This window comes from Paraburkholderia sp. BR10872 (assembly GCF_040965835.1).
Lineage (GTDB): Bacteria > Pseudomonadota > Gammaproteobacteria > Burkholderiales > Burkholderiaceae > Paraburkholderia > Paraburkholderia nodosa_A.
This window is the reverse complement of the sequence record NZ_JBFRCN010000045.1, coordinates 14,547-40,144: the sequence shown is the minus strand read 5'-3', so window position 1 is coordinate 40,144 and position 25,598 is coordinate 14,547. Positions and strand designations below refer to the sequence as shown.

The following is a 25,598-nucleotide window of genomic DNA, read 5'->3' as shown; positions in this document are numbered from 1 at the left end:
CCGCCAACGCGTTTACGCGCGTCGACGCAGCTCTTCGATACTCGATTCGTGCGAATGCACGCCGAACGACGCAGGCGAAATGGCGAACGAAGCCGCCTCGCCAATCGCGTGGCCGACGAGGATGATGGCGGGGCTGCCGAGGCCTGCTGCACGAGCATGCGCTGCGATCGTGCCGAGCGTGCCCGTGACGCGCCGCTCGTTCGCGCTGCCCGCCCACTGCACGACGGCGGCGGGCGTTGTTGTGGGCAGCGCGCCCACGAGCGTTGCGCACAGGGACTCGATGCGGCTCATGCCCATATAGATGGCGAGCGTCATGCCCGTCGCGGCGAGCGCGTGCCAGTCCGGTTCGCTGTGGTCGCGCAGGTGCGCAGTCACGAAGATCACGCCCTGGCAATGATCGCGATGCGTGAGCGACACGCCGAGTCCCGCCGCTGCCGCGAACGCCGAGGACACCCCGTTCACGATTTCCACCCTCACGCCCGCCCGGCGCAGCGCCGCGAGTTCTTCCCCTGCGCGTCCGAACAGCAGCGCGTCGCCGCCTTTCGCCCGCACTACGTGCAAGCCGCGGCGCGCGTAGCGCTGCATCAGCCGCTCGATGAAGGCCTGTGGCGTGGACCGGCAGCCGCCGCGCTTGCCCACGCGGATCACGCGGGCCTGCGGCGCGAGCGTGACGATTTCCGGATTCACGAGATCGTCGAGCAGCACGACGTCGGCGCTCGCGAGCACCTTCGCCGCCTTCAGGGTGAGCAGGTCGAGATCGCCCGGACCTGCGCTCACCAGCGTGACCTTGCCTTCGTTGCCCGTCATCATCGTCGTCTTCCTTTGTATTGGCGCACCGCATGGGCAGCGCCATAAGACAAATGGCGTCCGCTCGCCGCTTGCGACGAGGGGACGCCATTGTCCGGTGTGTTCGAGTCGAGGCGCGAAGCGCGGCCTCAGGTTGCATGCCCGGCAACGTTGCCGGGCGCTCAGGCGCACGCAAGTTCCAGACCAATTTACGCGCGCTCGCGCCGCCCTTCCGTGGGCGCCGGCCACAATCGACGACGCCGCAACCTGCACGCCCAGGGCGCACAGTCAATGTGCTGCAGGGCACCAATCTTGTGCTGGCCTGCATCACGATGCGCGCGCGGGCGTTGTGGCGGACGCCCCGCTCACCAGCCGCCGAACTCCGCCGGACGGGGCGTTTGCGCGGAATGCGCGCAGATTGGCACAGTGCTTGCGTATTGCTTCGCAGCAAGTGCCACGCGAATCAATGAGGATTCGGCCGCAAGCAGTAGCGCGGCGCACAAGGGTTTCGTATTCAGGACAACGGCGTCCCCCGAATCTGGCTTCGCGCAAGCTGGAATCGCGGGACGCCTTTTTTATTGGCAGGGGCTCAGCATGGTGCAAGCAACGAACGAAGTGAACAGCTCGGCCGCGATGGAGATCGTCGTCGTCGGCCACGGCATGGTGGGCCACAAATTTCTCGAGTGCATCCTTGCGTACGGCGCGCCCAACGCGCGCGTGACCGTGCTCTGTGAGGAACCGCGCCCCGCGTACGACCGCGTGCACCTCTCCGAATTCTTCGCAGGCAAGTCGGCGGACGATCTCTCGCTCGTAGCGCCCGGCTTCTTCGATCGCGAGAATGTGCGTCTCGTGCTGAACGCGAAGGCGGTGTCGATTGATCGCAAAGCGCACACCATCGAGGTGTCCAACGGCGAGACGCTTTCGTATGACAAGCTCGTGCTGGCCACCGGCTCCTCGGCGTTCGTGCCGCCCATTGCGGGCAACGATCGCGCCGATTGCTTCGTCTACCGAACCATTGACGATCTCGAAGCGATGCAGACGCGCGGCGCGAGCGCGAAGTCGGGTGTAGTGGTGGGCGGCGGTCTGCTCGGTCTCGAATGCGCAAAGGCCCTGCGCGACCTGGGCCTCGAGACGCACGTGGTGGAATTCGCGCCGCGCCTGATGGCGGTGCAGGTCGATGACGACGGCGGCCGCATGCTGCGCGGCAAGATCGAAGAACTCGGCGTGAGCGTGCACACGCAGAAGAACACGCTGGCGATCGTCGACGGTAAAACGGTGGACGGCGCAACGGCCGCCAACCGCATGCAGTTCGCCGACGGCACGCACCTCGATGCCGACATGATCGTGTTTTCGGCCGGCATTCGCCCGCGCGACGAAATCGCCCGCGCCTGCGGCCTCGAAATCGGCGCGCGCGGCGGCATCGTGATCGACGACCAGTGCCGTACGAGCGACGCGAACATCTACGCCATCGGCGAATGTGCCCTCTGGCAGGGGCAGATCTTCGGCCTCGTCGCCCCCGGTTACGACATGGCGCGCATCGCCGCCAGGGCGCTGACGGGCGAGGCGTCGAGCTTCGCGGGCGCCGACATGAGCACCAAGCTCAAGCTGATGGGCGTGGACGTGGCGAGCATCGGCGACGCGCACGGCAAGACGCCCGGCAGCCGTTCCTACCGCTACGCCGACGAGCGCCGCCAGGTCTACAAGAAGATCGTCGTGTCCGATTGCGGCAAGAAGCTGCTCGGCGCGGTGATGGTGGGCGACGCGAGCGAATACGGCACGCTGCTGCAGATGATGCTCAACGGCATCGAGTTGCCCGAGTCGCCCGAATTCATGATCCTGCCGCAGGCCGACGGCAAGGCCAAGCCCGCGATCGGCGTGGAAGCGCTGCCCGACGCCGCACAGATCTGCTCGTGCAACAACGTGTCGAAGGCGCAAATCTGCGCGGCCGTGCAGGAAGGCGCGACGACCATCGCCGCGGTGAAGGGGGCGTGCAACGCCGGCACGTCGTGCGGCGGCTGCGTGCCGCTCGTGACGCAGATCATGAAGTCGGAGATGAAGCGCCAGGGGCTCGCCGTCAATAATCACCTTTGCGAGCACTTCCACTATTCGCGCCAGGAGCTGTATCACCTCGTGCGCGTGGAAGGCATCAAGACCTTCGGCGAACTGCTCGCGAAGCATGGCAAAGGGCTGGGCTGCGATATCTGCAAACCGGCCGTGGCCGGGATTCTGGCGTCCTGCTGGAACGAATTCGTGCTGAAGAAGGAGCACGCGAGCCTGCAGGATTCGAACGATTACTACCTCGCCAACATTCAGCGCGACGGCACGTATTCGGTGGTGCCGCGCATGCCGGGCGGCGAGGTCACGCCGGAGGGCCTCATCGCCGTGGGTCAGGTGGCGAAGAAGTACGGCCTGTACACGAAGATCACGGGCGGCCAGCGCGTGGACCTCTTTGGTGCGCGCGTCGAGCAGTTGCCTTTCGTCTGGGAAGAACTGATCGCCGCCGGCTTCGAATCGGGGCACGCATACGGCAAGGCCCTGCGCACCGTGAAGTCGTGCGTGGGCTCGACGTGGTGCCGCTACGGCGTGGGCGACTCGGTGGGCTTCGCGATCGAACTCGAGAACCGCTACAAGGGTCTACGCGCGCCGCACAAGATCAAGTTCGGCGTCTCGGGCTGCACGCGCGAATGCGCGGAGGCGCAAGGCAAGGACGTCGGCATCATCGCCACCGAGAAGGGCTGGAACCTCTACGTGTGCGGCAACGGCGGCATGAAGCCGCGCCATGCGGAACTGCTCGCCGCCGATCTCGATCAGGCTACCCTGGTGCGCTACGTCGATCGTTTCCTCATGTTCTACGTGCGCACGGCCGACCGCCTGCAGCGTACGAGCGTGTGGCGCGACAACCTCGAAGGCGGCCTCGACTATCTGATCGACGTGGTCGTGCACGACAAGCTGGGCCTTGGCGCCGAACTCGAAGCGGAAATGCAGCTCGTGGTGGACACCTACGAATGCGAATGGAAGAAGGCCGTGACCGATCCTGAAACGCGTCGCCGCTTCCGCCACTTCGTCAATAGCGATGCGGGTGATCAGCACGTCACCTTCATCGAAGAGCGCGGCCAGATTCGTCCGGCTACGCCCGAGGAGCGCACGCAGCTCCCGCAAGCGGCGCCGCAATACAAGCGACATGAGGCGCTGTCCGGCATTCCCGTCGTCGTCGAAACCGTCTGATTCCCTTTCATCGAACCGAGGAGTACGAAATGAGCAACGAACATAGTCAAGGCAACTGGGTTCCCGTCTGCACGCTCGACGACATCGTGCCGAACACCGGCGTGTGTGCGCTCGTTAAAGGCGAACAGGTCGCCGTGTTTCATGTCGACGACGGCGACGCGCGCGTGTACGCCATCGGCAACTACGATCCGAACTCGCACGCGGCCGTGCTCTCGCGCGGGCTCGTGGGCAGCTTTGGCGAGCGCGTCGTGGTGGCCTCGCCCATCTACAAGCATCACTTCGATCTGTCCACTGGCGAGTGCATCGAAGCGCCGCAGCATTCGGTCAATGCGTTCCCCGCGCGCGTGGAAAACGGCCAGGTGTGGATTGCCGCCTGACTGGCCAGGTGCCGACTGAAGTGACAAACTCGCGGCGTGCAGGATGCGCCGCGCGCCCCGAATCTGTTTCAGCTGATATAGATCGACCGGATGAGCAGCGAGAGCGTAAAGAGCGTTTGCCCGTACTGCGGCGTAGGCTGCGGGATGGTCCTGCACGTCGAGGACGGCCAGGTCGCGAAGATTTCCGGCGACGCCGAGCATCCGACCAACTTCGGCCGCCTCTGCACGAAGGGTTCGTCGGCGCACGTGGCGCTGCGCAAGTCGGGGCGCCTCGAGCGTGCCTTCGTGCGCCACGCCCGCGACGAGGACCCGGTGCCGCTGCCGCTCGCGCAGGCGATCGCCGATACGGCGCGCCGACTGCGTTCGACGCTCGACGTGCACGGCCCCGACGCGCTCTCGTTCTACGTTTCCGGGCAGATGTCGATCGAAGCGCAGTACCTCGTGAACAAGCTCGCCAAAGGCTTCGTGCGCACCAACAACATCGAGTCGAACTCGCGCCTGTGCATGGCGAGCGCGGGCAGCGGCTACAAGCTCTCGCTCGGCGCAGACGGGCCGCCGGGTTCCTATCAGGACTTCGACCGCGCCGACCTCTTCTTCGTGATCGGCGCGAACATGGCGGACTGTCATCCGATCCTGTTCCTGCGCATGATGGAGCGCGTGAAGGCGGGCGCGAAGCTCATCGTCGTGGACCCGCGCCGCACGGCGACCGCCGAGAAGGCGTCACTGTTCCTGCAGATCGCGCCGGGCACCGATCTCGCGCTGCTCAATGGCCTGCTGCACCTGCTGCACAGGAACGGCCACACCGATGCGGACTTCATTGCACAGCACACCGAAGGATGGGACGCGATGCCCGCGTTCCTCGACGACTACACGCCGGAAAAGGTCGCCGAAATCACGGGTCTGGCCGTCGACGACATTCGCCGCGCTGCACAGATGATCGGCGAGGCGCCCGAGTGGATGAGCTGCTGGACCATGGGCCTGAACCAGAGCACGCACGGCACGTGGAGCACGAACGCGATCTGCAACCTGCATCTCGCGACGGGCAAAATATGCCGCCCCGGCAGCGGTCCGTTCTCGCTTACGGGGCAGCCCAACGCCATGGGCGGGCGCGAGATGGGCTACATGGGACCCGGCTTGCCCGGTCAGCGCACGGTGCTCGCGCAAGAAGACCGCGCGTTCGTCGAAGCGGCGTGGGGCGTGGCGCCCGGCACGCTGCCCGTGAAAGTGGGTGGCGGCACCGTCGACATGTTTTCGCGCATGGCCGCGGGCGAGATCAAGGCGTGCTGGATCATCTGCACGAACCCGGTGGCGAGCGTTGCGAACCGCCAAACGGTGGTGGCGGGCCTGAGGGCCGCCGAACTGGTGATCGCCCAGGACGCTTTTCTCGACACCGAAACGAATCAGTACGCCGACGTGCTGCTGCCCGGCGCGCTCTGGGCCGAGGCCGAGGGCGTGATGATCAACTCCGAGCGCAACATGACGCTCATGCAGCAGGCCGTCGAGCCGCCGGGCGAGGCGCTGCCCGACTGGCAGATCATCGCGCGCGTGGCCTGCGCGATGGGATTTGCGCAGGCGTTCAGCTACGCGAGCGCTGCCGAGGTGTTCGACGAAATCACGCGCTTCGCGAACCCGAAGACGGGCTACGACCTGCGCGGCGCGAGCCACGCGAAATTGCGCGAAACGCCGCTGCAATGGCCCATCGCGCCGGATGCCGCGAGCGATCGCAACCCGCTGCGCTATGTGAACGACGGCGTGAGCCAAACGCTCAGGGAAAACGTCGACGGCACGCGCCCTCGCATCGCATTCGCCACGCCGCACGGCAAGGGCGTGTTCTTCGCGCGTCCGCATGTTGCGCCTGCCGAACTGCCCGATGGCACGTTCCCGGTCGTATTCAACACGGGTCGCCTGCAGCACCAGTGGCACACCATGACGAAGACCGGCAAGGTGCCGATGCTCAACAAGCTCAACCCGGGCCCGTTCGTCGAGATTCATCCCGAGGATGCCGCCGCGCTCGGCATTGCCGCGAAGGACCGCGTGGAAGTGCGCTCGCGCCGCGGCCGCGTGGTGTTGCCCGCCGTGGTGACCGAGCGTGTGCGTCCCGGCAACTGCTTCGCGCCGATGCACTGGAACGACGTGTATGGCGAGGAGCTTTGCGTGAACGCGGTCACGAGCGACGCGATCGACCCGATTTCCCAGCAGCCCGAATTGAAATTCTGCGCGGTCGCGCTCTCGCGCGTCGGCCCGCCATCCGCGCCGCGCGAGACCGCGCGCGTACCGGATGGCACCGATGCCGCCGTTGCGTCGGGCGCGTTCGACGCCAGCGCGCCGAAAACCGCCAACCCGTCTCAGGAACTCGACATGTCCCGTATCGATGCCTTTTCGACGCTACTCGGTCTCGACGACGTCGCTGCGCCGCAGCTGGACGACGCGCAACGCCAGTATCTCGCGGGCTTTGTCGGCGGCCTGCGCGCGTTGCGGGCGGCCGAGCCCGTTGGCGTGCCCATGCTGCCCGCGCACGCGCCGTTTCCCGCCGACACACGCGTGTGGCTGGACGGACTGCTGGCGGGCCTCTTCAGCCGCGGCGAGCCTGTCGCGCGCACGGCTGCGCTCGCCGTGCCGGGTGCACCGGAAGAAAAGCCGCATGGCGTGCGCATCGCCCATACGCGCCCCAAGGTCGTGCTGCTGTGGGCCTCGCAGACGGGCAACGTCGAATCGCTCGTCGAGCAATACGCGACGCAACTGATGGAGTCGGGCTTCGAGATTCGCACGGCCTGCATGGCCGATTACCCGCTCGGGAGCCTCGCCAAGGTGCAATACGTCCTCCTGATGACGAGCACGTTCGGCGACGGCGACGCGCCCGACAACGGTGCGGCCTTCTGGAGTGCGCTCGCGGCGGACAACGCGCCGCGCCTCGGCTCGCTGCGCTTTTCCGTGCTCGCCTTCGGCGACCGCAACTACGACGCGTTCTGCGGCCACGGGCGCAAGCTCGACGCGCGCCTCGAAGCGCTGGGCGCCACGCGTCTCATGGAGCGCGTGGATTGCGACAGCGAATACCAGAGCGCCGCCGACGCCTGGCTCGAGCGCATTGTCGTGCGCATCAAGCAGGAGGACGCGGCGCTGCACGCGGTGCCCGCCGACGGTTCGATTCCCGAGGTGCTGCCAGGCTGTGCGGCGACGAAGGCACGCCCGGCCGCCTCGAAGCTGCTGAAGAACGTGCGCCTGAACATGAAGGGCGCGACGAAGGACACGCGCTACTTCTCGCTCGCAACGGGCGAGGCGGGCCTCGACTACGAAGCGGGCGACGCGCTCGGCGTGTGGCCCACCAACTGTCCCGCGCTCGTCGACGAGTTGCTGGACCTCACGCGCCTCGCCGCCGACACGCCGGTCGCCGTGAGCGGCCACGGCGAGATGCGCCTCGGCGAGGCGCTCGGCAAGTACTACGAGATCGCGCGCCCGAGCCCCGATGCGCTCGCGTTCATTGCGGCGCGCACGCGCTCGCGGGGCCTCGCCGAGATGCTCGACGATTCACGCAAGGGCGATCTGCGCAACTGGCTGTGGGGCCAGCAGCTCGCCGACGTGCTCCACGAATATCCCGTCGACATGAGCGCGCCCGAACTGCTCGGCATGCTCAAGCGCCTGCAGCCGCGGCTCTATTCGATTTCGTCGAGCCCGAAAGCCCATGCGGGCGAAGTGCATCTGACCGTTTCGGCCGTGCGCTACAACAACGGCCGCCGCGAGCGCAAGGGCGTGGCCTCGACCTTCCTCGCGGACCGCGCCCCGGAGGGCAGCGTCCCGGTGTTCGTGCAGAAGAGCACGCATTTCCGGCCGCCGCGCAACGGCGACGCGCCGATGATCATGGTCGGCCCCGGCACGGGCGTCGCTCCCTTCCGCGCCTTCCTGCACGAGCGGCAGGCGCGCGGCGACACGGGCCGCAACTGGCTCTTCTTCGGCGAGCAGCACGCAGCCACCGACTTCTACTACCGCGACGAACTCGAGCAAATGCGCAAGGACGGCCACCTCGACCGGCTCGACCTCGCGTTTTCGCGCGACCAGAGCGAGAAGGTCTATGTGCAGGACCGCATGCGCGAGCAGGGCGCGCAGCTATGGGCATGGCTGCAGGAAGGGGCGCACCTTTACGTGTGCGGCGATGCAAGCCGCATGGCGAAGGACGTGGATACGGCGCTCAGGGAGGTGGTGGCGGGCCAAGGCGGCATGAGCGCCGAGGCCGCGCACGACTACGTTAGTGCACTCGGGCGGGACAAGCGTTACCTGCGCGACGTCTATTGAAGGGGCGCGGCTTCGGACCGGCGCTGCACGCTCGCCACGCTGCTGCCTTCGGCGGTGCTGCGCGAGCATCGCGGGCTCGTCACGCTGCCGGTCACGCCGGCGTTGCTCCCAGCGCACCGTTGCGCTGCTCAAGCGGCTGCGGGCATCGAGCACGCTTGCCACCAACGCGTTTTCGGACGTGCTGTTCGCGTCGATTTCACAGGAAGGCCTGGGCGAAGCCTGAGGCGGCTTTTGGTTTTCTCGTCTGCTCAGGGTTGGTCGGACGAGAGCAGGTTGTGGAAGAAGTCCACGGCGTGCTGGCGCGTCGACATCGTCCCGAGCGTGGCTGCCGGATCGAGCCCCGAACGCCGCGCCGTGCCGCTCACGAGACTCTTTTGCAGGTCGTTGAGCGGGCGGGCGAGATTGGTGGCGATGAATCCGGAAGCGGGCGGCGCGGCGATGGCCGGCAGGTCGGTGCGCGGCGTGTCCAGCGTGAGCAGCGGAGCGAGCGTGGGCGCGGCGGCCACGCGCTGGCTCGCGAGCATGTCGGCGGGCGCGACGCCGAGCCAGTCGCGCAGTGTGGCGAGAATCGACGTGTGGTCGTAGGGCGTGGCGCCCGGTGAGCGGAACACGGTGCCCGGTGCGATATACGGCGACACCACGACCGCCGGCACGCGTACGCCGAAGCTGTCGAAGGCGAAGTTCTGGTCGCCGGGATTGCTCGCGGCATCGGGCGCTACGGCGTTGGCGGGCGGCAGCACGTGGTCGTAGGTGCCCCCGTGCTCGTCGTAGGTGATCACCAGCAGCGTTTCGGGCCATGCGGGCGACGTGCTCAACGCGTGCCAGATGTCGTAGAGAAAGCTCTCGCCCGCATAGACGTCGTGTGGCGGGTGCTGGTCGTTGGGGTCGAGCAGAAAGCGCGGCTCGATGAACGAATACTGCGGCAGCGTGTTGTTCTCGCAGTCGGAGACGAAGTTGCTGAAGCGCTGGAAGTTGGCCTTATATTTCGCATCCCATAACGTTGGGAACATGGTGAGCGTGAGCGACGGCGCGACGAGGGCGGCGCTATACACGGCCCAGCTCGTGCCCATGTCGCCCAGCACGTTGAAGATGGTGCGCACTTGCCAGTCGAACGGGTCGGGCGGCGCACCGTTGTCGACGTGGCCGTTCGACGTGCCCGCGTGGGCGAAGGCGCGGTTCGGCCAGGTCTGGCTCGGCACGGGAGCGAACCAGGCGTCGCAGACGGCGTATTCGCGCGCGAGCGTCGAGAGCACCTTCAGCTGATCCGGGCTGTGGCACTGCATGACCTGGCTCGCGTCCGTCGTCGCGGTCGTTTCGTAGTCTTGCACGAAGCCCGACATGGGCGTCGCGCCTGCCGCGTTGCCGAGCAGTTGCACGCGCACGTTCGCGAACGTTTCCTGCGGATCGGGGTCGGGCAGCGTGGCCGTCGAGGCCGGCATGGTGGCGGCGATGGTGCCGCCGGCCTTCGTCGGGTTGCTCAGGCCCATCGTGAGCCCATCGAATGGCCGTTCCGCGCTGGCCGCGGGCAGGAAATGGGTGGGGCTGCTGCCGTTCGTGTACAAGCCGCCAAGCATTGTGTCGAACGATCGGTTCTCGAACATCACGACAACGACGTGCTTGATGTTCTGCAGGGACATGGGCTCTCTCCGTCACGCGGGTTTGACGAAGAATAGTGGTGCAGGCGGGTGGATTCGGCAAGGTTCGGCAACCCTGAGAAAACGGCCGACGCCTCGGGGGTGCCTTCGGGCGTACCGGCTGCACCCCGCGACCGCCGCCGGCCGATCCAGCGGGGCGCCCATCCCTGTGGGATAATGACCAGTTCTGCCCAGAGCGCAGCTCAAGAGGTTGTTCGCAAGGGCGTGCGTGGGGCCCTCAATCCCGTGGCCCGCTTTCTTTCTGCGATTTTTCTTCTACAGCCACAATGCCCGCATACCGTTCCAAAACCTCCACCGCCGGCCGCAACATGGCAGGTGCGCGCTCCCTCTGGCGCGCCACCGGCATGAAAGACGAGGACTTCGCCAAGCCGATCATCGCGGTCGTCAACTCGTTCACCCAGTTCGTTCCCGGCCACGTGCACCTGAAAGACCTCGGCCAGCTCGTTGCGCGCGAAATCGAAGCCGCGGGCGGCGTGGCCAAGGAATTCAACACGATCGCCGTCGATGACGGTATCGCCATGGGCCACGACGGCATGCTGTATTCGCTGCCGAGCCGCGACATCATCGCGGATTCGGTCGAATACATGGTCAACGCGCACTGCGCCGACGCCATGGTCTGCATCTCGAACTGCGACAAGATCACCCCCGGCATGCTCATGGCCGCCATGCGCCTGAACATCCCCGTGATCTTCGTCTCGGGCGGTCCGATGGAAGCGGGCAAGACGCGCCTCGCGAACCCGGTCACGAAGGCCATCGAAGTCAAGAAGCTCGACCTGATCGACGCCATGGTGATCGCGGCCGACACCAAATACTCCGACGCCGAAGTGGCCGAAGTCGAGCGCTCCGCCTGCCCGACCTGCGGTTCGTGCTCGGGCATGTTCACGGCCAACTCGATGAACTGCCTGACCGAGGCGCTGGGCCTCTCGCTGCCGGGCAACGGCACCGTGGTCGCCACGCACGCGGACCGCGAACAGCTCTTCAAGCGCGCCGGCCGCCGCATCGTCGAACTCGCGCGCCAGTACTACGAGCAGGAAGACGAGCGCGTGCTGCCGCGCTCGGTGGGCTTCAAGGCGTTCGAAAACGCCATGACGCTCGACATCGCCATGGGCGGCTCGACCAACACCATCCTCCACTTGCTGGCCATTGCGCAGGAAGCGGGCATCGATTTCGGCATGGCCGACATCGACCGCCTTTCGCGCGTCGTGCCGCAGCTGTGCAAGGTCGCGCCGAACACGAATAAGTACCACATCGAAGACGTGCACCGCGCCGGCGGCATCATGGCGATCCTGGGCGAACTCGAGCGCGCCGGCAAGCTGCACACCGACGTGCCGACCGTGCACACGCCGACGCTCGGCGACGCGCTCGCGCAATGGGATATCACGCGCACCCAGGACGAGGCGGTCAAGACGTTCTACATGGCTGGCCCGGCCGGCGTTCCGTCGCAGGTCGCATTCAGCCAGAACACGCGCTGGCCGAGCCTCGACTCGGACCGCGCCGAAGGCTGCATCCGCTCGTACGAGCACGCGTTCTCGAAGGAAGGCGGCCTCGCCGTGCTGACCGGCAACATCGCGCTCGACGGCTGCGTGGTGAAGACCGCGGGCGTGGACGACAGCATCCTCGTGTTCGAAGGCACGGCTCACGTGACCGAATCGCAGGACGAAGCGGTGGAAAACATCCTCGCCGACAAGGTCAAGGCCGGCGACGTGGTGATCGTGCGCTATGAAGGGCCGAAGGGCGGCCCCGGCATGCAGGAAATGCTCTACCCGACGAGCTACATCAAGTCGAAGGGCCTCGGCAAGGCGTGCGCACTGCTGACCGACGGCCGCTTCTCGGGCGGCACTTCGGGCCTCTCGATCGGCCATTGCTCGCCGGAAGCGGCGGCAGGCGGCGCGATCGGCCTCGTGCGCGACGGCGACAAGATCCGCATCGACATTCCGAACCGCACGATCAACGTGCTGGTCTCGGACGACGAACTCGCGCGCCGCCGCGAAGAGCAGAACGCCAAGGGCTGGAAGCCGGCGAAGGCGCGTCCGCGCAAGGTGTCGGCGGCGCTGAAGGCCTACGCCAAGCTCGTGATGTCGGCAGACAAGGGCGCCGTGCGCGATCTTTCGCTGCTGGATGATTGAGATTGCAACGGGCTTCGCGCCCGTCGATCGGCAGATCAGTAAAGCCGCTCCCCGGAGCGGTTTTTTTTGGCTGGCGCATCACGGATTCGCGGGAAAGGGCCAGGGCGCCGAGGTTCGGTCAAGCCCGGGACTGGACCGTACGTTTGTCTGAAGTTTTCATAACGTTTACGGAAAACTTACCGATCGTGCCCTCGTTTGAAAAATTCTGTAACGCTTCGTAATACTGTGATATGTTTCATGACCTCGACGGCTGGCCGAATCCTCGCAAGAGCGTTCGGACCGGTCGTCGAATGACTGTTACTGTTCCGTGACGTCCCGTGTATCGAAGATCGGTGAGTGAGGCAATTTTTTTAAGGACTGCGATGTATCTGCGCAGCACATTCCACCCTCCAGCATTCGGATCATCATCGGGCGCAAATCGCATCGCCGTCACGGCTGCATCGGTTGCCTCCGCGTTTGAGCCATTCACGAAAACGGATCGCGGTCAATGACACCGATTCCCGAGTTTTTCCAACTCTTGTCCAGGGCTATTCCTGGGAGACGTCCCGATGCCCTGTTCCGGAAGGGGCGCGTGCTCATGTACGCACTGCTTCATCCGTTTGCAGCTCGCGTCTGGTTGAGTGCGCTGGCGGCAAACTCCCTGCTTGCCGAGATTGTCGTCCGTAATCGCCGCTATCTTGAACGCCCCTTTCGCCGCTTCGTCCAGGCGGACATGCGTGCTTGCGCGCGTGCCGAGCTACTGTGCGGACATTTTCGGGTCGTACGGGAACGCTTCGGCGACGATCTGGTGCGCAGCCTCTACCTGAATTCGGAAGACGTGACCTTGGCGTCGAGCGGAAGGTACGCCATCGTCGTGAGCGAGCCGGTACGTTGTTGGCGCGAAGGGTTGCTGAGCGTCGCCTGGCGCGACGTGGTCGATCGCGTCGATCTTGCGTGGGCGACAATCAGTTTCGAGTGGCACGCCGAAGCGGGGAAAATCGGGGCGCTTATCGGCGGCCTGCAAGGACCTTCCGGCGCGGCCAGGGAGCGGGTGCGCGAGGCCACGCGCGAATGCCATGGATTGCGGCCCAAGGCTGCTGTCATGGAGGCTGTCTGCGAATTGTCCAGGATGGCAGGGGTGGACGTGCTGACTGGCGTGACGAAGAAGACGCACGTTACCGACTCCAGGCGGGCTCAGATACACGCGGACTATGATGGCTTCTGGCAGGAATTGGGTGGCGTCGAACGCAATGGGCGGTATGTACTGCCGCTTCGCCTGCATCACCGCGACGTCAGCGAGGTTCCGTCGAACCGGCGTGCTGCATTCCGCAGGCGACAGACGCTGATTGCAGATTTACTCGCGCAGATCCCTCGGGCGATGGATGCTGGCCTGATTGAAGAGGTCATGCCGCCGCATCTGGGTCATCCAGATTCGAACAAGCAACTGCTGGATCTTGCTGTGGCTCTGGCAACCGATCGTTGCGACCTGGAGCCGGGCCCTGCTCTCGAAGAGAGCGATCCGACACGGGACGATCGGCCAGTCGAGCAGAAACTCGCCGCCTGATATCGGCCGTCACAATCAACCGGGCAAATAAAATCGAGCCTCCCACAGTAGTGTGGGAGGCTCGATTCGTTTGGTGGCACGTCCCCCGCGCAATGCACGGGGGGCGGGGTCCATCCCTTACTTCGCAGCGGCTGCGAGTACGGCGTTGAACGTCGCGCTCGGGCGCATGACTTCAGCGAGCTTCGCGAAGTCAGGCTTGTAGTAGCCGCCGATATCGACCGGCTTGCCCTGAACCGCGGCCAGCTCGCCCACGATCTTCCGCTCGTTCTCGGCCAATGCCTTCGCCAGCGGCGCGAAGTGTGCCGCGAGTTCCGCGTCATCCTTCTGTGCGGCCAGCTCTTGCGCCCAGTACATCGAGAGATAGAACTGGCTGCCGCGGTTGTCCAGCTCGCCGGTCTTCGGCGACGGGCCCTTGTTGTTGTCGAGCAGCTTGCCGGTGGCGGCGTCGAGCGTCTTCGCGAGCAGCTTGGCGCGCGCGTTGTTCGTCTTGATGCCGAGGTCTTCCAGCGAAACGGCCAGCGCGAGGAATTCGCCGAGCGAGTCCCAGCGCAGGTGGTCTTCCTGAACCAGCTGCTGCACGTGCTTCGGAGCCGAGCCGCCGGCGCCCGTTTCGTACATGCCGCCGCCCGCCATCAGCGGAACGATCGAGAGCATCTTCGCCGAGGTGCCCAGTTCCATGATCGGGAACAGGTCGGTGAGGTAGTCGCGCAGGATGTTGCCCGTGACCGAGATCGTGTCCAGGCCGCGGATCACGCGCTCGAGCGTGTAACGCATCGCGCGGACTTGCGACATGATCTGGATGTCGAGGCCGGTCAGATCGTAATCCTTCAGGTACGTTTCGACCTTCTTGATCACTTCGTTTTCGTGCGGACGGTACGGGTCGAGCCAGAACACGGCCGGCGTGTTCGAGTTCTTTGCGCGCGTGACGGCAAGCTTGACCCAGTCGCGGATCGGCTCGTCCTTCACGAGGCACATACGCCAGATGTCGCCTTGCTCGACGGGCTGCGTGAGCGCTTCGAGCACTTCGCCCGTGGCGTTGTCGACGATGCGCGCCGTGCCGTCCTGCGGGATTTCGAACGTCTTGTCGTGCGAACCGTACTCTTCAGCCTTCTGCGCCATCAGGCCGACGTTCGGCACCGTGCCCATCGTGCGCGGGTCGAATGCGCCGTTGGTCTTGCAGAAGTTGATGATTTCCTGGTAGATGCGCGCGAACGTGCTTTCCGGAATCAGACACTTCGTGTCGGCCGGGCGGCCGTCGGCGCCCCACATCTTGCCGCCTGCGCGGATCATCGCGGGCATCGAAGCGTCGACGATCACGTCGTTCGGTGCGTGCAGGTTCGAGATGCCCTTGGCCGAGTCGACCATGGCGAGCGCCGGACGGTGCTCGTGGCATGCGTGCATGTCGCGGATGACTTCTTCGCGCTGCGATTCCGGCAGCTTTTCGATCTTCGTGTAGAGATCGACGAGGCCGTTGTTCACGTTCACGCCGAGTTCTTCGAAGAGCTTGGCGTGCTTGGCGAACGCGTCCTTGTAGAACACGCGCACGGCGTGGCCGAACACGATGGGGTGCGAAACCTTCATCATGGTCGCCTTCACGTGCAGCGAGAGCATGACGCCGGTCTTGCGCGCGTCTTCCATCTGGTCTTCGTAGAAGGCCAGCAGGTGCTTCTTGCTCATGAACATGCTGTCGACGATTTCGCCGGCTTGCAGCTTGACCTTCGGCTTGAGCACGATGGTTTCGCCGGCCTTCGTCACGAGCTCCATGCGGACTTCGCGGTCCTTGTCGTTCGTGATCGACTTTTCGCCGTGGTAGAAGTCGCCGTGCTTCATGTGCGCGACGTGGGTGCGCGAAGCCATGCTCCACTCGCCCATGCTGTGCGGGTGCTTCTTCGCGTAGTTCTTGACCGCGAGCGGTGCGCGGCGGTCCGAGTTGCCTTCGCGCAGCACCGGGTTCACAGCCGAGCCGAGGCACTTCGAATAGCGCTTCTGGATAGCCTTTTCTTCGTCGGTCTTCGGATCTTCGGGGAAGTCGGGGACCTTGTAGCCCTTGCCCTGGAGTTCCTTGATCGCGGCGACGAGCTGCGGCACCGATGCGCTGATGTTCGGCAGCTTGATGATGTTCGTTTCCGGCAACTGCGTGAGACGGCCCAGTTCGGCCAGATTGTCCGGCACGCGCTGTTCTTCCGTGAGGAATTCCGGGAACTCGCCGAGGATACGGCCCGCAACGGAGATATCGCTGGTCTCGACGTTCACGCCGGCCGGCGCAGCGAAGGTGCGGATGATCGGCAGAAACGCGCTGGTGGCGAGCAGCGGCGCTTCATCGGTCAGGGTATAGATGATGGTGGGTTGCTGGGTACTCATCGGCTTCTTGGCGGGGTTCAAAAACGGGGTGATAACACCACCGGCTGCGCGCAGTCGGCGAAACACCTGGATTTTGCCTCAATTTGCAGCGGGCTGGGGACCTGGCGTGCCTATATTTCATATCGTGGAAAGCGCTTGCGCAATGTTAATTGACCAGAAAGTCGGCGCGTTTGCCTTGATCGGCCGGCCCTGCGCCGAAAACGTTTCCGCGCCGGCGCCCCGTTCTATAAGGCTTTGCGGGTGAGACCGACGATTCGGAGATGGCTCTCCGGTTTTGTGGATCGTACCCTTGATTGACTGTCAAGCTGGTAAAGACCCTTGTGAAAAGAGAAGTGAATCGGGGAGTCTTATATAAGAATTTTGTCCTGCGGGCCTCGCCGAAGTCTCTGAAAACGGTTGCCTTGCTAATCAATTCGTGGTTTCATTGCTGCCATGTTCGATCACTGCCTTTACTTCAATTCGTCGGCGCTCGCGCGGTTGGTCGAGCGCGAGTGGAGTGCCGCTTATGCGCCGTTCGGCCTCACGCCCGCGCAAGGCTTCGTGCTGCGCGTCGTGCTGGCGAAGCCCGGGTGCCTCGCGAGCGATGTCGCACAAACGCTCGGCATCGCGCGGCCCACTGCGACTCGCCTCGTCGACAACCTGTGCGAGAAGGACTTGCTCGAGCGCCGCCAGGGCGAGGCCGATGGCCGCGAATGGGGACTCTTTCCCACGGCGGGCGGCACGGCGCTCGACGGCCCGATCAACGGCGCGAGCGCCGACGTGGCGCGGCGCCTGCGTGCGCAAGTCGGCCCGGACCTCTTCGAGTCCACGGTCGCCGGCATGCGCAAGATACGCAAGGGACTTGCGTAATGCGTTCGCGCCTTTTTTAAACCTCGAATGATTGTCTTGCTAATCAATAAGGAGAAGAGCGATGAGCGAAGCGGCGCTAAAAGGGACAGGGGAAGAAGCCTGGCGTTGGGCAATCGGCGTGACGATCGCCGCGCTGGCAGTGGGTGGCGTGGTGGCCGCGATTCTCGCGATGCCGCGCGCCGTGGAGGCGAACAACCGCGCGTGCATAACGGCCTACGCCAACGATCTGCACGCGGATCTCGCGGCGTTCGCGCAAGACCCGGCGTGGCAGGCGCAATACGTCGAGGCAATCACGGCGTGCTCGCGTTGAACGGGCACGCCGCGCGCCGCGACGTTACTTGCGGTTCAGGAACGCGAGCAGGTCGGCGTTGACCTGCCCGGCCATCGTCGTACACATGCCGTGCGGGCCGCCCGGGTAAATCTTGAGCGTCGCGTCCTTGACGATCTTCGCGGAGAGCTTGCCCGCGTCGTCTATCGGCACGATCTGGTCGTCGTCGCCGTGCAGGATCAGCGTGGGCACATCGATCTTCTTGAGATCTTCCGTGTAGTCGACCTCGGAGAACTCATGCACGCAGTCATGCAGCGCGAGGATGCCGCCCCACATGCCCTGCTGCCAGAACGAGTCGATCACGCCCTGCGAGACCTTCGCGCCGCTGCGGTTGTAGCCGTAGAACGGCACGGCCAGGTCCTTGAAGAACTGTGAGCGGTCGTCGATCACGCCCTTGCGGATGCCGTCGAACACATCCTTGGGCAGACCGCCCGGATTCTTCTCGCTCTTGATCATGATGGGCGGCACCGCGCCGATCAGCACCGCGCCCGAGACGCGCTTCGTGCCGTGGCGGCCGATGTAGCGCGCGACTTCGCCGCCGCCCGTGGAATGGCCAACGAGCGTGGCGTCCTGCACATCGAGCTTGTCGAGCAGGTCGGCCAGATCGTCGGCCCAGGTGTCCATGTCGTTGCCCTTGGCGGGCTGATCGGAGCGGCCGTGGCCGCGGCGGTCATGCGCGATCGTGCGAAAGCCGTTTTGCACCAGAAAGAGCATTTGAGCGTCCCAGGCGTCGGCGGTAAGCGGCCAGCCGTGGGAGAACACGACGGGCTTGCCGCTGCCCCAATCCTTGTAATAGATCGACGTGCCATCGCGGGTGGTGAAGGTGCTCATGGAAACTCTCCAGTTTCTTTTACAGCATCACAAAGCAGGCAGACGCCGACGCATTGGCGCGCGGTCGCGCTTCGCGCGGCGGTTCGTGGCGGCGTCCAGGGATGGGCAATGCGGGTGGAACGTGCCGGTGCCTGCGCGTCACGCAACGAGGCAGGGAGGACACGTGGGCCAGTATAGAGAGAACCTATGCGCGATGACGTGAAGTTGCGCGCGCCTCGCTCGTGCCGGCAACTTTCACATGCGTGTCGTTGGCGCGGCAATCGGGCTTCCTGGCGGGTTGGCCAGTCTGGTCTAGTCTTCTTCCGTCGTCCACCGAACCGACGCGCTGCACCGTTTGAAACTGCGTCGAACGGCGATACGCGATAATCGCCCTTTATCGACTCTCGCCTGACTCGTATGTCGACGCCTGAACCGGTCGCTTCCGGCCAATCCTGGTGGGGCGTGCTCGTCCTGGCGCTTTCGGCCTTCATTTTCAACACGACCGAATTCGTGCCGGTTGCGTTGCTCAGCGCCATTGGGGACAGCCTGCACATGAAGCCGACCGACGTCGGCCTCATGCTGACGATCTACGCGTGGACGGTGGCCGTGGCGTCGCTGCCCTTGATGCTGCTGACACGCAACGTCGAACGCCGCAAGCTGCTGACCTGGGTATTCGCGCTCTTCGTCGTCAGCCACATCGTGACCGGCGTAGCGTGGAACTTCACGGTGCTGATGGTGGGCCGAATCGGCATTGCCTTTGCACACGCCATCTTCTGGTCGATTTCCGTCTCGCTGGTGGTGAGGCTCGCGCCGCCCGGCAACAAGAGCAGGGCGCTCGCCATGCTCGGCATGGGAACCTCGATCGCCATGGTGGCGGGCATTCCGCTTGGGCGCGTGATCGGCGAGACGCTCGGCTGGCGGCAAACCTTCTTCGTCATTGCGGGCGCGGCGGCGTTAGCGCTACTCATGCTGCGCGTGATGCTGCCCTTGCTGCCGAGCCAGCAAACGGGCTCGTTCAGCAGCGTGCCCGTGCTGTTCAGAAAGCCGATGCTGGCCTCGCTCTATCTGCTCACGATACTCGTCGTGACCGCGCACTTCACGTCGTACACGTATATCGAGCCCTTCATTCACTCCGTGGGCCACGAAAGCAGTCAACGCATCACCTATATCCTGATTCTGTTCGGCAGTGCCGGTATTCCCGCGGCCATTTTCTTTAACCGGCTTTATCCGCGCGATCCGGCTCAGTTCCTCCAGGTGGCTGTGATCGCCGTGTGTGCGTGCCTGCTCGTGCAGTTTCCCGCCGTGCTGAGCATCATCACGTTGTCCGTTCACACGCTGGTGTGGGGCGGCGCGATCGTTTCCTTCGGCCTTGCCATGCAGGCATGGGTGCTCAAGCTCGCGCCCGAGGCCGCGGACCTCGCGGTCTCGATCTATTCCGGCCTCTATAACGTGGGAATCGGCGCGGGCGCGCTGCTCGGCAACCATATTGCCAATGGCTTCGGCGTGTCGTGGCTCGGCAGTTTCGGCGGCGTGGTGGGTGGTCTTGGGGCTGGAGTATGCTGGTTCGCATTGCGCATGTATGCGCGGGCGCATCCATCCGCGCACTGATACACCGCGTGCGGCGACGAACTCGCGCGCCAACGCTTTCGCGAGGCGGTCACAGCGGCGTCACAGCCGGCGTCTCGCCTTCTACGGGAGGAAACGTCAGCTCCACGGCAAAGCCGCCGCCGGCGGGAAACGCAAAGTTCACGCGGCCGCCGTGCGCCTTCATCACCGCCTGCACGATGGCGAGCCCGAGGCCCGAGCCCGTCGTGCGCTCCGCGCCTTCCTGGCCGATGCGCTCGAACGGACGCAACGCGGCGTCCCAGTGTTCGCGTGCGATGCCTTGACCGTTGTCGGTCACGGTTAGCGTGACGGCCTCCGGCGAGGTGCTCACGGTGACGACGATATCGTCCGCGTTGCCGTGCAGCAGCGCGTTGTGCAGCACGTTCGACAGCGCTTCCTGCAGGCTCACGGGGTCGCCCGCGATCCAGACCTGCGGCGCGCTGCTTTCGAATGCCACTTTCACGTCGCGTTCGTCGGCGAGCGGAATGGTGCGGCCCAACACTTCTCTGGCAAGCTTCGCGAGGTCCAGGCGCTGCAACGGGACCACTTCCGTGCGATGAATCACCATCGCGTGATTGAGCAACTGGCCGGTGAGCCGGCCCACGTCCGAGCAGGTAGCGCGCAACGCTTCGAGCCGCGCGGCATGGCGCGCGGGATCGGACTCGGTGCTGAGCAATTCGATCTGCGCGTCGAGCCGCGCGATCGGCGTGCGCATCTGGTGCGCGGCGTCGGCGATAAAGCGCTGCATGGCCGTCATGCGTTCCGCGAGGCGGCCGATTAGCCCGTTGATGGCGCCGATCAGCGCGTTGATTTCGCTCGGCGTGTCGTGCGCTACGGGCCGCAGGTCGGCCGGGTCGCGCGCGGCGATGATCTGCTCGATCTGCGCAAGCGGACGCAAGCCGCGCCGGATCGCAAGGCCGCTCGCGCCGATGGCGAGCACGCTCATCAGCAAAATGAGCGTCCAGACCTTGAGGCTCATGTCGTTCGTGAGTTGCTGGCGGGCATGGGTGGTCTGCGCGACCGTGACGAGGGCCCAGCCGGGCGGCCGCGCGTCCGGCATGTAGCGCCCGATGGTCGCCGTGCGCACGCGCTCTCCCTGGTAGCGGGCGTTCGCGAATGTCGGACCCTGGTGCGCGTTCATCGCGCTCTTCGTATCGGCCGGACCGGGAAGATCGCCATAGCCCGCGACGACGAGGCCGCGCGCGTCGACCACTTTGTAGTAGACGACGTCATAGCGCGAGAGCGTGGAGAGCGCGGCCACCGGCGGATTGAGCGCGAGCACGCCGCCCTGCACGTAGAGGTTTTCGGCGACCTGGATGGTTGCGCCTGCAAGCAGTTGATCGTAGGCGCGCTCGGATGCGACGCCCGCGTAATAGCGCGCGATGCCCGCGAGCGCCGCAGCGCCCGACGCCACGACGAGCGCGATGAAGAGCAGCGTGCGCCCGAGCAGCGTTTTCGGGAACCAGTCAAAGCGCGGCAATTTGATATCCCATGCCGCGCGCCGTGCGGATTTCGACCGAACTGCCCTGCAGCTTCTTGCGCACGCGCGTGACGTATTGTTCGACGGCGTTCGCGCTCGGCTCATTGCCGTAGCTGAACAACTGATTCAGCAGTTCTTCTTTCGGGAAGATGCGTTGCGGACGGCTGGCGAGGATTTCGAGCAGCGCGAACTCCTGGCGCGAAAGCGAAAGCGGTTTGCCGTCGAGTTCGACAAGCCGGCTGCTGCGGTCGATGGCGAGCCCGCCCAGCTTCACCACATCGTTCGCGTGCCCGCTGTTGCGGCGCAGGAGCGCCTGCACGCGCGCTTCGAGTTCGCGGTAGTCGAACGGTTTGACGAGGTAGTCGTCGGCGCCGAGGCCGAGGCCGCTCACGCGGTCGTCGATGGCCGAGCGTGCGGTGAGCAGCAGCACCGGCGTGGTCGAGCCCGACGCACGCAGATGGCGCAGAATCTCGAAGCCGTCCATGGCGGGAAGCATCACGTCGAGCACGACCAGATCGAAACGCTCCACGCCGAGCAGGCTGTTCGCCGTCGCGCCGTTCGCTTCGAGGTCCACCGCGTGACCGAGGCGCGTGAGGCGGCTGCGGACCGCCGCGCCGATTTCCGCGTCGTCCTCTACCACCAGAATGCGCATGATGCCGTTCCTGCCGAAATCTTCATGGGTGCGATTGCGGGTTTTCCCCGAGGTCTACTCTGTGTGTTTCTCAGCATTTTCTCAGACTCGCCCGGTAATCTCGCGAACCATGGAAGATAGCGCGACGTGATTACGACACGAACCAACGGAGACGGCAAGATGCGCGTGAAGTCGCCGCGGCCTTCACCGCGTCGGCGCGCGATCGTTGCGGCCGGGCTTGGCGCGGCTGCCGTTGCCGCGGGGCTCGCGCCTGCCTGGGTCCGGGCCACACCGCGCACGGTGCGCATTTCCAAGGGCTATGGCCTGCTGTATCTGCCGCTGCTCGTGATGGAAAAGGCGCGCCTGTTCGAGCGCCATGCGGGCCGCCAGGGGCTCGCGGACGTGAGCGTGGAGTGGGTGAGGCTCGACGGCGGCAATTCGGTCGACGACGCCATGATGGCCGGCACGCTCGACTTCGCCGCCGTGGGCGCGCCCGGCTTCATCGAACTGTGGGCGCGGGCGCGCGGCATACCGAACGTCGAGGTGATCGGCATCAGCGGCCTTTCGGCCACGGCGCTCTCGCTCAACACGAACCGGCCGCAAATTGCGACGCTGCGCGACTTCACGGCCGCCGACCGCATTGCGGTGCCCGGTATTCGCACCTCGCTTTCGGCCGTGGTGCTGCAAATGGTGGCGAGCAAGCTGCTGGGGCCGCAGCACTTCGCGCAGCTCGATTCGATCACCGTCGGCTTGCCGCATCCGCAGGCCATGCAGTCGCTGATCCGGCGCGAGGGCGGCATCACCGCGCATTTCGCGTCGCCGCCATTTTCGACGCTCGAATTGCAGCAGCCTGGCATCCACCGCGTGGTCAATTCGGTCGACGTGCTCGGGCCGCTCACGCTCGACGTGGTGTTCGCGCCCAAGCGCCTCGTCGATACCGAGCCTGCGCTGGCAAAGGCGTTCCTTCACGCGCTCGACGAGGCGAACCGGATGATTGCGCAGGACAAGGCGGCCGCGGCGCAGATCTATGTCGATTCGTCGGGCTTCGGCGCGTCGCGCGAGCACGTGGTGCAGACGCTCTGCGCGCCGGAGTCGCGCTTTTCGGTCTGGCCCGAGCAGTTGATGGAGTACGTCGATTTTCTGTACATGGTGGGCACGATCAAGGCGAAGCCGCGCACATGGAACGACATGTTCGTGGCGATGCTCGGGGATTTCCGTCCGTCCTAGACATACGCATAGACACAAATAAACGTAGGAGAACAGAGTGAATACAGACTCAACCGTCGATCAACCATCCGTCGGAGAGCGGGATGTCATGTCGAAGATCGCGCGCCGCCTCATGCCGATCCTCGTCGTGATGTTTCTGATTTCGTTCATCGACCGCCAAAACGTCGGCTTCGCTAAGCTTCAGATGGTGCACAGCCTCAACATGACCGAAACGGCGTTCGGCCTTGCGTCGTCGCTGTTCTTTATCGGCTATCTGCTGTTCGAAGTGCCCAGCACGCTCGCGCTGCACCGCTTCGGCGCGCGCGTGTGGCTCGCGCGCATCATGCTCACCTGGGGCGTGATCACGGTGCTGATGGGCTTCACCACCTCGATGCAGGTGTTCTGCGGCCTGCGCCTCGCGCTGGGCGTCGCCGAAGCCGGCTTCTATCCCGGCGTGATCTACTACCTCACGCTGTGGTTTCCGCAAAGCTATCGTGCGCGTGTGCTCGGCATCTTCACGCTGGGCAGCGCGCTCGCCAATATGCTGGGCTCGCTCGTGGGCGGCTGGCTGCTGAGTCTCAATGGCGTATGGGGCCTCGCCGGCTGGCAGTGGGTGTTCATCGCCACGGGCCTGCCCGCCGTGCTGGTCGGCATCGCCGTGTTCAGGCTGCTGCCGGCGTCGTACCAGGAAGCGCGCTTTCTGCACGATCGCGAAAAGCAGATCGTGGCGGCCGCGCACGAGCGGGAGAAGCCCGAGCACGCCGAACACTCGCAGCCCTGGAAGGCGCTGCTCGATCCGCGCGTGATGCTGTTCGCTGCGACCTATATGCTGATGTCGACGTCGCTCTACGGCGTGACCTACTGGCTGCCCACGCTCGTGAAGTCGTTTGGCGTGTCGAGCAGCGTGAACGGGCTGTTGAGCATGCTGCCGTGGGCGCTGGCAGTGCTGCTGCTGCTGTGGCTGCCGTCGAAGCTGCGCCGCGCGAAAAGCATTCTGCGCGCGATGGCGATCGTCGCGGCGCTAGGCACGCTGGGTTTCCTGCTGAGTCTCCTGCTGCCTTCCACACCGCTGCGCTTCATCGCGCTCGTGTTCGGCGGCGCGTGCATTCCGCTGCTGTATCCGTGCTTCTGGTCGATGCCGCCGCGCTACTTCACCGGCGCGCGGGCTGCGGCGAGCGTGGCGGCGATCAACTCGATCGGCAATCTCGGCGGCTTCTTCGGCCAGAACCTCATGCCGCTCGCGGGCAAGCTCACCGGTACCGCGTTCGGGCCGATGATCGTGCCGATCGTGTGCCTCGCCGTGCTCGGTCTGGGCGTCGTGGTGGCGTGGGGACGTTCAGGGCGCGCCATCGAGGGCGTGCCGGCTTGACCCGGGCCGCTCGTCGCGTTCATCGGGCCGGAAAGGGATCGCGATTGTATTTCTCGCGGTAACAGTGAATTCAATCTATGAGCATAGACTTTCGATAGGGCGACCCTAAAATCCACTGTCATATGTGAGCGTATTGCGACGCTCGATCATGAGAGGGATTCATGCAGCAGATTTTCAAGGGGACGGCCAGACTTGCGGACGTGGCAAGCCGGTCCTGGCCCAGGGTCGCCGTATCGCTGGTCGCCGCGTGCACGGTGCTGGCGGGTTGCGCGTCGGCCAGCGACGTCACCACGGCGGACAAGTCGGGCACGTTCGTCGTTTCGGCGTCCGCAACGGGCGGCCGACTCGCGTGGGCCCGCGCCCACAAGCGCGCGGTGAGCGAAGCGAACGACTACTGCGAGAGCCGCGGCATGCAGACGAGTCTCGGCATGGAGCACACCGAAGGCATCGAGGCGCTGCAGCAGCAGGCCTCCGTCATCCGCTTCGAATGTCATCCCAAGCTTTGAGGCCCGCGCCTCAGCGAATCACGAACGTTTCCCTGCGAGCCCCGTACCACTTCGTGACTTCGGAGTGCGCGGTCAATCTGGATGACTTCAGAATCGGGCTCGTGACGCGATACAGCCGGTCCGGGTCGGGCCCATACATGTAGAGATAGCCGTCGTTGCCGTCGATGTGAATTTCGGTTTCGCCGAGTTCGCCGGCATCGGCGCGCTTGATGGCGCCGGCCAGCCGTTGTTCGAGCGCATGAATCTGCGGGCGGTCTTTCGGGTAGTAGTCGAAATGGACCATCATGACCGGCCCCGGCGGCTTCTGCGCCGGTTGTGCGGCGGCGCTCCCCGCGGCGAGTGCGATGCCCAGCAGCGTGGCGAGTGTTTTCCGGATTTTCCACATGGGGATGGCGTCCGCGAGCGAAGCTGCGATGTTCGCATAACGAAGGGGCGGCGTGGGGCGGCGGTGCCT

General features: G+C 65.2%; 18 protein-coding genes. 11 read left to right on the top strand and 7 right to left on the bottom strand.

Going from position 1 to position 25,598, the window contains the following annotated elements; translation table 11 throughout:
• Window positions 1-12: 12 nt before the first annotated feature.
• Window positions 13-807: a uroporphyrinogen-III C-methyltransferase gene (cobA, locus tag AB4Y43_RS29045; RefSeq protein WP_368729390.1), complete on the bottom strand. Its 795-nt coding sequence runs from the start codon at window positions 805-807 to the stop codon at window positions 13-15.
• Window positions 808-1,419: 612 nt separating this feature from the next.
• Here cobA and nirB point away from each other — a divergent pair.
• The 3 genes from nirB (at window position 1,420) to AB4Y43_RS29030 (ending at window position 8,675) form a co-directional block, all read left to right on the top strand.
• On the top strand, window positions 1,420-4,011 hold the full coding sequence (gene nirB, locus AB4Y43_RS29040; protein WP_368729389.1) for a nitrite reductase large subunit NirB: 2,592 nt from the start codon (window positions 1,420-1,422) through the stop codon (window positions 4,009-4,011).
• A 29-nt stretch (window positions 4,012-4,040) separates the two neighbouring features.
• Complete coding sequence (gene nirD / locus AB4Y43_RS29035; protein WP_069266789.1) at window positions 4,041-4,388, top strand: nitrite reductase small subunit NirD; 348 nt, start codon at window positions 4,041-4,043, stop codon at window positions 4,386-4,388.
• Between the two features lie 90 nt (window positions 4,389-4,478).
• A complete protein-coding gene (locus tag AB4Y43_RS29030; RefSeq protein WP_368729375.1) occupies window positions 4,479-8,675 on the top strand; it encodes a molybdopterin-dependent oxidoreductase in 4,197 nt (1,398 codons plus the stop codon).
• 248 nt (window positions 8,676-8,923) lie between these two features.
• Here the strand turns inward: AB4Y43_RS29030 and AB4Y43_RS29025 are convergent, their stop codons facing one another.
• On the bottom strand, window positions 8,924-10,312 hold the full coding sequence (locus AB4Y43_RS29025; RefSeq protein WP_368729374.1) for an alkaline phosphatase family protein: 1,389 nt from the start codon (window positions 10,310-10,312) through the stop codon (window positions 8,924-8,926).
• Window positions 10,313-10,596: 284 nt separating this feature from the next.
• Between AB4Y43_RS29025 and ilvD the strand changes: the two genes are divergently transcribed.
• Window positions 10,597-12,456 carry a dihydroxy-acid dehydratase gene (gene ilvD / locus AB4Y43_RS29020; protein WP_342950045.1) on the top strand — a complete coding sequence of 620 codons (1,860 nt, stop codon included), beginning with the start codon at window positions 10,597-10,599 and terminating at the stop codon, window positions 12,454-12,456.
• A 487-nt stretch (window positions 12,457-12,943) separates the two neighbouring features.
• Complete coding sequence (locus tag AB4Y43_RS29015) at window positions 12,944-13,999, top strand: VirK/YbjX family protein (protein WP_368729373.1); 1,056 nt, start codon at window positions 12,944-12,946, stop codon at window positions 13,997-13,999.
• 117 nt (window positions 14,000-14,116) lie between these two features.
• Here the strand turns inward: AB4Y43_RS29015 and AB4Y43_RS29010 are convergent, their stop codons facing one another.
• Window positions 14,117-16,360, bottom strand: a complete 2,244-nt coding sequence (locus tag AB4Y43_RS29010; protein WP_368729372.1) for an NADP-dependent isocitrate dehydrogenase — start codon at window positions 16,358-16,360, stop codon at window positions 14,117-14,119.
• Window positions 16,361-16,792: 432 nt separating this feature from the next.
• Here AB4Y43_RS29010 and AB4Y43_RS29005 point away from each other — a divergent pair, with 432 nt between their 5' ends.
• Window positions 16,793-17,209, top strand: coding sequence for a MarR family winged helix-turn-helix transcriptional regulator (locus AB4Y43_RS29005; protein ID WP_069266783.1), 417 nt, complete (start codon window positions 16,793-16,795; stop codon window positions 17,207-17,209).
• Between the two features lie 61 nt (window positions 17,210-17,270).
• Complete coding sequence (locus tag AB4Y43_RS29000) at window positions 17,271-17,519, top strand: hypothetical protein (RefSeq protein ID WP_368602110.1); 249 nt, start codon at window positions 17,271-17,273, stop codon at window positions 17,517-17,519.
• A gap of 24 nt (window positions 17,520-17,543) precedes the next feature.
• Here the strand turns inward: AB4Y43_RS29000 and AB4Y43_RS28995 are convergent, their stop codons facing one another.
• The gene (locus AB4Y43_RS28995) at window positions 17,544-18,368 is read right to left on the bottom strand and encodes an alpha/beta hydrolase (protein ID WP_342947196.1); all 825 of its coding nucleotides are present in this window, start codon (window positions 18,366-18,368) and stop codon (window positions 17,544-17,546) included.
• Window positions 18,369-18,764: 396 nt separating this feature from the next.
• On the opposite strand from AB4Y43_RS28995, the gene AB4Y43_RS28990 reads away from it, so the two are divergent.
• Window positions 18,765-19,955, top strand: coding sequence for a sugar transporter (locus AB4Y43_RS28990; protein WP_368602111.1), 1,191 nt, complete (start codon window positions 18,765-18,767; stop codon window positions 19,953-19,955).
• Between the two features lie 49 nt (window positions 19,956-20,004).
• On the opposite strand, the gene AB4Y43_RS28985 is transcribed toward AB4Y43_RS28990, so the two are convergent.
• A complete protein-coding gene (locus AB4Y43_RS28985; protein WP_368729371.1) occupies window positions 20,005-21,432 on the bottom strand; it encodes a sensor histidine kinase in 1,428 nt (475 codons plus the stop codon).
• Window positions 21,419-22,084 (bottom strand): response regulator transcription factor, encoded by a 666-nt coding sequence (locus AB4Y43_RS28980; protein WP_368729370.1) that lies wholly within the window; start codon window positions 22,082-22,084, stop codon window positions 21,419-21,421. The genes AB4Y43_RS28985 and AB4Y43_RS28980 overlap by 14 nt, the downstream gene beginning before the upstream one ends.
• Window positions 22,085-22,243: 159 nt before the next feature.
• On the opposite strand from AB4Y43_RS28980, the gene AB4Y43_RS28975 reads away from it, so the two are divergent.
• The 3 genes from AB4Y43_RS28975 (at window position 22,244) to AB4Y43_RS28965 (ending at window position 25,144) form a co-directional block, all read left to right on the top strand.
• Window positions 22,244-23,290 (top strand): ABC transporter substrate-binding protein, encoded by a 1,047-nt coding sequence (locus tag AB4Y43_RS28975; RefSeq protein WP_368729388.1) that lies wholly within the window; start codon window positions 22,244-22,246, stop codon window positions 23,288-23,290.
• An 88-nt stretch (window positions 23,291-23,378) separates the two neighbouring features.
• Entirely contained in the window at window positions 23,379-24,638 is a 1,260-nt protein-coding gene (locus AB4Y43_RS28970; RefSeq protein ID WP_368729387.1) for an MFS transporter, read from the top strand.
• A gap of 161 nt (window positions 24,639-24,799) precedes the next feature.
• Complete coding sequence (locus tag AB4Y43_RS28965) at window positions 24,800-25,144, top strand: hypothetical protein (protein WP_069266775.1); 345 nt, start codon at window positions 24,800-24,802, stop codon at window positions 25,142-25,144.
• Window positions 25,145-25,154: 10 nt separating this feature from the next.
• Here AB4Y43_RS28965 and AB4Y43_RS28960 read toward each other — a convergent pair whose 3' ends face one another.
• On the bottom strand, window positions 25,155-25,529 hold the full coding sequence (locus AB4Y43_RS28960) for a hypothetical protein (protein ID WP_368729369.1): 375 nt from the start codon (window positions 25,527-25,529) through the stop codon (window positions 25,155-25,157).
• Window positions 25,530-25,598 lie beyond the last annotated feature (69 nt).

Coding starts and splice junctions, on each gene's coding strand:
- cobA (WP_368729390.1), bottom strand. CDS start 807: ATGACGGGCAACGAAGGCAAGGTCACGCTGGTGAGCGCAGGTCCGGGC.
- nirB (WP_368729389.1), top strand. CDS start 1,420: ATGGAGATCGTCGTCGTCGGCCACGGCATGGTGGGCCACAAATTTCTC.
- nirD (WP_069266789.1), top strand. CDS start 4,041: ATGAGCAACGAACATAGTCAAGGCAACTGGGTTCCCGTCTGCACGCTC.
- AB4Y43_RS29030 (WP_368729375.1), top strand. CDS start 4,479: ATGAGCAGCGAGAGCGTAAAGAGCGTTTGCCCGTACTGCGGCGTAGGC.
- AB4Y43_RS29025 (WP_368729374.1), bottom strand. CDS start 10,312: ATGTCCCTGCAGAACATCAAGCACGTCGTTGTCGTGATGTTCGAGAAC.
- ilvD (WP_342950045.1), top strand. CDS start 10,597: ATGCCCGCATACCGTTCCAAAACCTCCACCGCCGGCCGCAACATGGCA.
- AB4Y43_RS29015 (WP_368729373.1), top strand. CDS start 12,944: ATGACACCGATTCCCGAGTTTTTCCAACTCTTGTCCAGGGCTATTCCT.
- AB4Y43_RS29010 (WP_368729372.1), bottom strand. CDS start 16,360: ATGAGTACCCAGCAACCCACCATCATCTATACCCTGACCGATGAAGCG.
- AB4Y43_RS29005 (WP_069266783.1), top strand. CDS start 16,793: ATGTTCGATCACTGCCTTTACTTCAATTCGTCGGCGCTCGCGCGGTTG.
- AB4Y43_RS29000 (WP_368602110.1), top strand. CDS start 17,271: ATGAGCGAAGCGGCGCTAAAAGGGACAGGGGAAGAAGCCTGGCGTTGG.
- AB4Y43_RS28995 (WP_342947196.1), bottom strand. CDS start 18,368: ATGAGCACCTTCACCACCCGCGATGGCACGTCGATCTATTACAAGGAT.
- AB4Y43_RS28990 (WP_368602111.1), top strand. CDS start 18,765: ATGTCGACGCCTGAACCGGTCGCTTCCGGCCAATCCTGGTGGGGCGTG.
- AB4Y43_RS28980 (WP_368729370.1), bottom strand. CDS start 22,084: ATGCGCATTCTGGTGGTAGAGGACGACGCGGAAATCGGCGCGGCGGTC.
- AB4Y43_RS28975 (WP_368729388.1), top strand. CDS start 22,244: ATGCGCGTGAAGTCGCCGCGGCCTTCACCGCGTCGGCGCGCGATCGTT.
- AB4Y43_RS28970 (WP_368729387.1), top strand. CDS start 23,379: ATGTCGAAGATCGCGCGCCGCCTCATGCCGATCCTCGTCGTGATGTTT.
- AB4Y43_RS28965 (WP_069266775.1), top strand. CDS start 24,800: ATGCAGCAGATTTTCAAGGGGACGGCCAGACTTGCGGACGTGGCAAGC.
- AB4Y43_RS28960 (WP_368729369.1), bottom strand. CDS start 25,529: ATGTGGAAAATCCGGAAAACACTCGCCACGCTGCTGGGCATCGCACTC.